At 37.8% G+C, this 8407-nt stretch carries 6 protein-coding genes and 1 pseudogene; 1 reads left to right on the top strand and 6 read right to left on the bottom strand.

The annotated features are described in order from the left end of the window. Positions 1–464 precede the first annotated feature (464 nt). The 4 genes from ACY3XC_RS25870 to ACY3XC_RS25855 all read right to left on the bottom strand — a co-directional run bounded on the left by ACY3XC_RS25870 (position 465) and on the right by ACY3XC_RS25855 (position 3241). Entirely contained in the window at positions 465–1541 is a 1077-nt protein-coding gene (locus tag ACY3XC_RS25870; protein ID WP_464871147.1) for a bifunctional 3-deoxy-7-phosphoheptulonate synthase/chorismate mutase, read from the bottom strand. A gap of 232 nt (positions 1542–1773) precedes the next feature. Beyond that, positions 1774–2106: a bacillithiol system redox-active protein YtxJ gene (gene ytxJ / locus ACY3XC_RS25865; protein WP_179160078.1), complete on the bottom strand. Its 333-nt coding sequence runs from the start codon at positions 2104–2106 to the stop codon at positions 1774–1776. An 88-nt stretch (positions 2107–2194) separates the two neighbouring features. Beyond that, positions 2195–2560: a YtxH domain-containing protein gene (locus ACY3XC_RS25860; RefSeq protein ID WP_464871146.1), complete on the bottom strand. Its 366-nt coding sequence runs from the start codon at positions 2558–2560 to the stop codon at positions 2195–2197. Positions 2561–2779: 219 nt separating this feature from the next. Further along, on the bottom strand, positions 2780–3241 hold the full coding sequence (locus ACY3XC_RS25855; RefSeq protein ID WP_464871145.1) for a DUF948 domain-containing protein: 462 nt from the start codon (positions 3239–3241) through the stop codon (positions 2780–2782). 217 nt (positions 3242–3458) lie between these two features. Between ACY3XC_RS25855 and ACY3XC_RS25850 the strand changes: the two genes are divergently transcribed. Then, complete coding sequence (locus ACY3XC_RS25850; protein ID WP_464871144.1) at positions 3459–4574, top strand: aminopeptidase; 1116 nt, start codon at positions 3459–3461, stop codon at positions 4572–4574. A 43-nt stretch (positions 4575–4617) separates the two neighbouring features. Here the strand turns inward: ACY3XC_RS25850 and murC are convergent, their stop codons facing one another. Further along, a complete protein-coding gene (gene murC, locus ACY3XC_RS25845; RefSeq protein WP_464871143.1) occupies positions 4618–5919 on the bottom strand; it encodes a UDP-N-acetylmuramate--L-alanine ligase in 1302 nt (433 codons plus the stop codon). A gap of 165 nt (positions 5920–6084) precedes the next feature. Next, positions 6085–7806: pseudogene (locus ACY3XC_RS25840) on the bottom strand (DNA translocase FtsK); the annotation flags it as partial. Positions 7807–8407 lie beyond the last annotated feature (601 nt).

Here is an 8407-nt window from a genome sequence, read left to right as displayed (position 1 = left end):
GATCATATATATTTGACATAACAAAATTCGGTTGAAAACATTGTTTAGCGAATTTACACAAAATCAAGGGCTTGACTACCCGAGCTAATAAATAAGCGGAAAAATTCCGCTTAATTCGTAATTATTATTAAAAAATGCTTAAATAGACGGAGAGATTCCGCTTAGTCACTCGAAAAAATCAAAAATGGGAGATTTTTCTTTGCATAGGCGGAAAATCTCCGCTTATTAACCCTAAAACCGGCTTCATTCTGCACCTAACCGGAAATTCTCCGCTTATTTTACGTTTGCTTGGTACTCGATTAAGGACAAGACATCTTCTTTAAAAAGGAGTGAGTTTTATCTCAAAAATCCAAGAAAACCTCATTTGATTATTACGGTGTGGTTTTATATATTAATAAGGTTTTTGTATTCCTATAAAAGAAACCTTCTGTAAACATACAGAAGGTTTCTTTTCTATATATTATTTATACTCTAACGAAGTTGGATGCAAGCAGTTCACTATAGAAAGTATTAAACTGATCAAGGTTCATTTGTTGTTGTGCATCAGAAAGTGCCACTGCTGGATCTGGATGAACTTCAGCCATAACGCCATCTGCGCCAATCGCAATTGCTGCTTTTGCACATGGAAGAAGTAAATCTCTTCGTCCAGTTGAGTGGGTTACATCCACCATTACTGGTAAGTGTGTTTCTTGCTTTAGAATCGGTACGGCAGAAATATCAAGGGTATTTCTTGTTGCTCGTTCGTACGTTCTAATTCCACGTTCACAAAGGATGATTTGACCATTTCCTTGGGCCATAATATATTCGGCAGCATTAATAAATTCTTCTATCGTAGCAGCAATTCCACGTTTTAAAAGAACAGGCTTATTTACAGCACCTGCAGCTTTTAATAATTCAAAGTTTTGCATGTTACGTGCACCAATTTGAATAACATCAATATAATCGATAGCCATCTCAATATCAGCTGGGTTTACAATCTCACTAATGACAGCCATATCATACTCATCAGCCACACGTTTTAAGATTTTTAATCCTTCCACTCCTAGACCTTGGAAGTCATAAGGAGAGGTTCTTGGCTTATAAGCTCCTCCACGCAGCAGCTTTAAACCTTTTTCTTTCATTGCTTTTGCCACAGTTGCAACTTGTTCATAAGACTCAACTGCACATGGACCAAAAACAAAATGCTGCTTTCCATCACCGATTGTTTCACCTTTTATATTTACAATTGTATTTTCAGGCTTCTTTTTCCTAGAAACAAGAAGAGCTTTTTGATGGTCATCTTTTTGCAAATCTAAGCCTGCCTTAAAGATTTCCTTAAACAAGTGGTCAATCGTTGCATTATCAAACGGACCATCATTATTTTCTTTAATAACATCAAGCATTTTTCTTTCTCGAACTGGGTCGTATTTGTAAACCCCTTGAGTTTCTTTTGCTTTTCCAATTTCTTGGACGAGTTGAGCTCTTTCATTGATTAGTTTCAATAATTCTAAGTTAAGATCATCAACACGTGTCCTTAATAGTTCCAAATTACTTTTGCCCATGATTTGTCCCCGTCCTTTCATAGCATGACAGATCAAACACATAGATCAGATCTGAAAACTGTCAGCTAGCTCCCTTATTAATAAAGTTTTTTAATAATTCAATAATTAGGCTTTATTATAGCTGAAAAGGATTCCTTTGTCACGCCTTTTTCTTTAATGATTAAACGCTTTTAAGCACTAAAGTAAAAGGTTATATAATAAGTCATTCTATGCTGAGATTTTTATTTGTTGCCTATAAGTTTTCACTAATTGCACTGGTTAAAGAACGATTTGTGATTTTCCAGTGAGAGGCATTCCATACCGCAGAACCATTCTTAATTAGCAGAGCTTGTGGAGATTCATGTTTAATTTCGAATTTTTCGGCAATCTCATTAGATAAAGGGCGTGAGTCTTGTACGGCTAAATAATAGGCTGGTACGCTTTGATTTGACGCTGAGTATTTTTCATATTCCTGATAAGCCGCATGACTTATTGGACAGGTTAAACTATGTTTTAAGAATAAAAATTTGTCTTCTTGCTTCAATAAATCCTCAAATTGTTCTAATGTATCGATTTTTTTAAGCATATTCAATCCTCCAAAATATAAACGGTGAAGTCATTCTATCACTTCACCGTTTTTGATACAAATAATTCGATTAGTTATCCGAAGATTCTTAATGTGTTACTTTATATTCTTCCTCTTCAAACGCTTTTTTTGCTTCTTCTAATTTTTTTCTGATTGCCAGTTCATCCACGTTAGCTTCTGGATTTGTTTTTTGTATCCCGCCAATTGAAATGTAGTGTTCTTCTTCAGTGTCTACTGATGGCTTTGTTTTTTTGACGAGTTGAACCGTTTTTTCTTTTAGTGTCTCTGCTTGATTGTTAATCGTGCTTCGAAGGTCCTTGCCGGATTTGGGTGCTAAGAAGATGGCAGCTGCTGCACCTACTAATCCGCCAATTAGTGCTCCTAGAAAAAAACTGCTTGATGAATCTTCACTTTTGTTTTGGTTTAGTTCTCGGCTTTCGTAATCTTTACCCATAATGGATTCCTCCCTTTTATAAATGGCTGTGTTAAACTGGGCTGTTGATTTATGCTCCAGGCGCTTCGCTTTCCGCAGGCGGTTCGGGAAGCCTCCTCGGCGCTAAAGCGCCTGCGGGGTCTCCCCTGTCCCGTCCTCCTGCAGGAGTCTCGCGCCTTCCGCATAAATCAACAGAGTTCTAAAACCATTTATTCACCTTAAACACAGCCTTAAAAATAACTATCTAGATCTAACTCTTTTAATTTCCTCGGCACTGCTTTCTTCTTTTTCTTTCTTTTTAGCATTCCATTTATCTTTTAGTTCAAGGAAGACGTTAGTCCATTGGACAATTTGTGAGACTTTTTCTTTGTTTTCTTCTACTTGTATTTCAAATGAATTTGTTAAATCTTTTAAAGTACCATTGAATTTGTTTACTGTTGTCCCAACATCTTTTACTGCTGTAACAACACTATTTAAACTCTTTGACTTTTCCTGAATATCATCAGCAAGAGCATTTGTTTTATGCAGGAGTTCTGTTGTTTCCTGCGTGACACCCTCCAACTGTTTTTCTACCCCCATTAACGTTTTTGAAACGCTTGATAGGGTTTCTTGGAGAGATTTCAGGGTTTTTGCTACGTAAATCACAAGCACTAAAAAGGCAACCGCTATCAAAGCGACACTTAAATATAATATAATCTCCATTCGTCTTTACCTCCGCATATATACCATTATGTATTACCTATCTATCGCGGTATTAAACGTAGATAGGTATCCTATATTACTTCAAGATAATTGTCTCATTTTCCTGCAAGAGATTACAATACGTTTTACTCTTAAGTTGAATTTTTATCACTTTCTGTATGAATTCGGTTACAATAAATATTGTATTATTACTTTTTTCATTGGAGGAATCTAGTACATGAAAGATCCACGTATTGAAAAATTAGCAAAAAATTTAATTAACTACTCGGTAGATCTGCAAAAGGGTGAAAAGGTTTTAATTGAAAACTTCGGCCTGCAGCGAGAGCTTGTTACAGCACTTGTTAAGGAAGCCTATCTTGCAGGGGGATACCCATTTGTACTTCTTAAGGATCAGCAAGTAGATCGTGCCTTACTTCTTGGTGCACAGGAAGAGCAATTTAACATGATTGCTGATTTTGAAGCAAATGTAATGGGGAAAATGGATGCATACATAGGTCTTCGTTCTGGTGATAACATTAACGAGCAAGCGGATGTGCCGGACGATAAAGTTAAGATTCATGGAAATACGATTGGTAAAAAGGTTCATCGTGACATCCGTGTACCGAAAACAAAATGGGTTGTCCTCCGCTACCCAACAGCAAACATGGCTCAGTTAGCAAAAATGAGTACGGAGGCATTTGAGGACTTCTATTTTGATGTTTGTAATTTGGATTATGGAAAGATGGATACAGCGATGGACAGCCTTGCACAATTGATGAACCGTACAGATAAAGTTCGTCTCACAGGTCCTGGAACAGACCTTAGCTTCTCCATTAAGGATATTCCAGCTATTAAGTGTGCCGGCCATGCAAATATTCCTGATGGTGAGGTATATACCGCGCCAGTTCGTAATTCGGTAAATGGTGTTATTACTTATAATACACCATCCCCTTACCAAGGATTTACTTTTGAAAATGTAAAACTTACCTTTAAGGATGGAAAAATAGTTGAAGCCGTGGCAAATGATACAGAGCGTATCAATAAAATATTTGATACAGATGAAGGAGCACGTTATGTTGGAGAGTTTGCCATCGGTGTAAATCCATATATCTTAAATCCAATGCAGGATATTTTATTTGATGAAAAAATCGCCGGAAGCTTCCACTTTACTCCGGGTCAATGCTATGATGAAGCCTTTAACGGTAATCATTCTAATATTCATTGGGATATGGTTAACATTCAGCGTCGGGAATACGGCGGTGGAGAAATCTATTTCGATGATGTCTTAATCCGAAAAGACGGTCTTTTCGTTATCCCTGAACTTGAAGGATTAAATCCTGAAAACCTCAAATAAATTCAAAAAAGGATGTCCGTATGTTTACGGGCATCCTTTTTTATTATAAGGTGAGCTGGTTTTCATAGGATTCCTGGAATTTTTGAATATCTCCTGCACCCATAAAAATAATTACACTATTTTGATGTTTCGAAAGCAGAGAAGTATTTTCTTCTGACAATATTTCTGCTCCTTCAATTTTCATTTGCAGGTCATTAATCGTCAGTTTTCCATGGTTTTCTCTTGCAGAACCAAAAATTTCACATAAATACGTCTTATCTGCAAGTCTCAGGCTTTTTGCAAAATCCTCAAGAAAAGCTTGAGTTCTTGAAAAGGTATGCGGCTGAAATACGGCTACAATTTCCCTGTCTGGATATTTTTGATTGGCCGCATCAATTGTAGCTTTAATTTCTGTTGGGTGATGGGCATAATCGTCAATCAAAATTTGTGAGCCAATTCGCTTTTCTGTAAATCTTCTTTTAACACCCTGGAAGCTGTTCAGTTGTTCCTTCACAATTGCAACATCAATTTCTTCATAGTGGCACACCCCAATGACAGAAAGTGCATTTAATACGCTGTGCTCACCGAATGTAGGGATGGAAAATGTATCATAGAAGTTATTACGAATAAATACATCAAAGGTAGTTCCACTTGTGCTTTTCACAAGATTTTTGGCTTGGTAGTCATTTTCCTCGTCAAAGCCATAGAACAAGACTGGCACCTTTGCCTGAATTTTTTGAAGCTGTTCATCATCCCCGTAAGCAAATATCCCCTTCTTAACTTGAACGGCCATTTCCTGGAATGCTGAAAAAACATCATCAATATTCGCAAAATAATCAGGGTGATCGAAATCAATATTTGTCATAATTGCATAATCTGGAAAATAGGACAAAAAGTGTCTTCTGTATTCACATGCTTCGAAAACAAAATATTTAGATCCTTCTTCGCCCTTACCTGTACCGTCACCAATTAAAAACGAAGTCGGCTTTGCACCCTTAATGACATGGGCAAGCAATCCAGTGGTAGACGTTTTACCGTGTGCTCCCGTAACAGCCACACTAATAAAATTTTCCATAAAATCGCCTAAAAATCGGTGGTAACGAACAATTGGCAGTCCGAGCTTCATGGCCTCTTGAATTTCCTCATGTGTATCAGGAAATGCATTACCAGCAATAATAGTCATCCCCGGTTTAATGTTTTCCTTTTGAAAGGGGAGAATCTTTATTCCTGATTCTTCAAGGGCCAGTTGAGTAAAAAAGCGCTTTTCGACATCGGAGCCTTGTACATCGAAATTCATATCATGGAGAACTTGTGCTAATGCACTCATTCCTGACCCCTTTATACCTACAAAATGGTAAATAGTCATATAAAGAACCTCCAACCAACGTCTATCTGTAAAACAGTATATGACATCTATCTTGAATTGTTTATTGAACAAAATTGAATCCATGTAATCACATTTAAGTATTATAACATTGTTCATCAATAAAAACTATTTGATACCGAAGTCACAGATTATTTTTTTTAAAGATTAATTTATTGTACCAGTATCCTGCAAGGACTCCAAGTCAGATTCTGTTATTAATACTTCTCGGGGCTTGCTGCCATTAGCGCTTGTGATAAAACCGTTTGATTCAAGCATATCCATTAGTCTTGCTGCACGGTTATAACCGATTTTAAATCTTCTTTGTAAGCTAGAGGTTGAAGCAAGCCCCTGTTCAATAATAAATTCACAGGCTTCATAAAAAAGCTCATCTTCTTCTTCGGTAATCTGTGCCTTTTTTAACAGTTCATCTTGTACAAACAAGTATTCAGGTTCACGCTGCTCTCTCACGTGCCCGACCACAAGGTCAATTTCTTCATCAGATACAAAGGTTCCTTGCAGACGAACAGGCTTTGATGAGCCATTTTCTAAAAAGAGCATATCGCCCCTGCCAAGTAATTTCTCAGCCCCGCTAATATCAATAATCGTTCGCGAATCCACTTGTGAAGAAACAGAAAAGGCAATCCGCGTTGGGATGTTGGCTTTAATTAATCCAGTAATAACATCCACTGATGGTCTTTGCGTCGCAACAATTAAATGAATTCCACAAGCTCGTGCTTTTTGAGCAATCCTGCAAATCGCTTCTTCCACATCCGCGGGTGACATCATCATTAAATCTGCTAATTCATCAATGATAATCACAATAAACGGAAGTTTATCACTATATTGTTTATGCTTTATGGCAAGCTCATTAAATCGATTGATATCGCGAACTCCAGTATGGGCAAATAGCTCATAACGTCTTTCCATTTCATCGACTGCCCATTTCAAGGATGCGGTTGCTGCCTTTACATCCGTTATGACGGGACTGACTAAATGCGGAATTCGGTTATATGGAGCAAGCTCTACCATTTTAGGATCAATCAGTAATAGCTTTAAATCTTCGGGACTAGCTTTAAACAATAAGCTTACTAGGATGGTATTAATACAAACACTCTTTCCAGAACCAGTTGCTCCAGCAATTAACCCATGGGGCATTTTCTTTAGATCGGTAACAATCGGCTTGCCGGAAATATCTAGTCCTAGTATAGCTGTCAATGGGGATTCAGACTCTCGAAAGACTGGACTTTGAATGATTTCATTTATAAACACAGGTCGTGATTTTTGGTTTGGCACCTCAATACCTATGGTATGTTTACCTGGAATCGGTGCTTCAATCCGAATATCCCTGGCGGCAAGACTTAACTTTATATCATCACTCAGATTTGTAATCTTGTTTACTTTTACCCCGGGCTCCGGTTGAACTTCAAAACGTGTAACCGCTGGTCCTTGCGTTACATTCACAACACTTGCACCGACATTAAAATTTTGCAGCGTTTGGTTTAAAAGTTCTTCTTGGTATAATAACCATTCTGTATCATCTTTTACGATCACAGGCGGTTTTAACAAGTTCATTTTAGGAAACTCATAAATATTCGAATCAGAATGTATTGGCGGGTCCTCTATCAGCCTCTCATTATTAGGTTCCACTTTGACGGTTTCTATATCATTTGACGGTTCCACTGATAAGATTTCTACAACATTTGACGGTTCCACTTTAACAGCTTCCACATCATTGGAGTGTTCCTCTGCTTCAGGAGTTTCTTCCATTACCTTTTCCGGCTGTAATTTCTCAGCAGGTAATGTTTTTCTCCTCTTGCTTTCTTCCCATTTTATCTTATCCTGTTTCAGCATCATGACATTGAAAGGAAGCGGGGATCGTTTTGGAGTGTGCGCCTCAGCAGCTTCTGGGGTCTTTTCCTCCAACTTCGTTTCAATAACCGGAACTTCTTCGATTGTCTCAACTATTTCAATTATCTCTGCTGCCTCAGATATCGCAACAGCTGTTTCAGCTGCAGCCATTTCAATCTCAGGAAGTGACTCATTCTCCATTACAGGTATACTAGAATCAAGCTGTTCATCGAATTCAACTGCAAAAAAATGACTTAACTCATGTTCCACCACTTTATCAGAGACTGCATTCGGTCTAGTAAACCCAAAAATCGGTGATGGAATTTCTGTTAACTGAAACGGTTTTTTCTTAATTGGGGGTGTACTAGTCTTAGCTTCAGGCGGCTTCTTCGTATCAGCCATCTTCTTTGATTCTGAACTACTTCTTTCAGTATTTCTGTTTTCAGTACTTCTTTTTACTGTACTTGGTTCTACCCTCTTTTGTCGGGTTGCATGATCAGATCTAACCATTGGAACTTCTGACTTCAATTTAAAGTGAAGCTGCCCTTTAGGGTACTGATAAGAAATTTTTGTATCTAAATGGTTCCCCCCTTCTACTATCCTATGAGGCAATGACCGCACCGGCTGCTTGTTATGTATG

The sequence above is a fragment of the Bacillus sp. CZDM1 genome (assembly GCF_055502545.1).
This window is presented reverse-complemented; position numbering and strand designations above follow the sequence as displayed.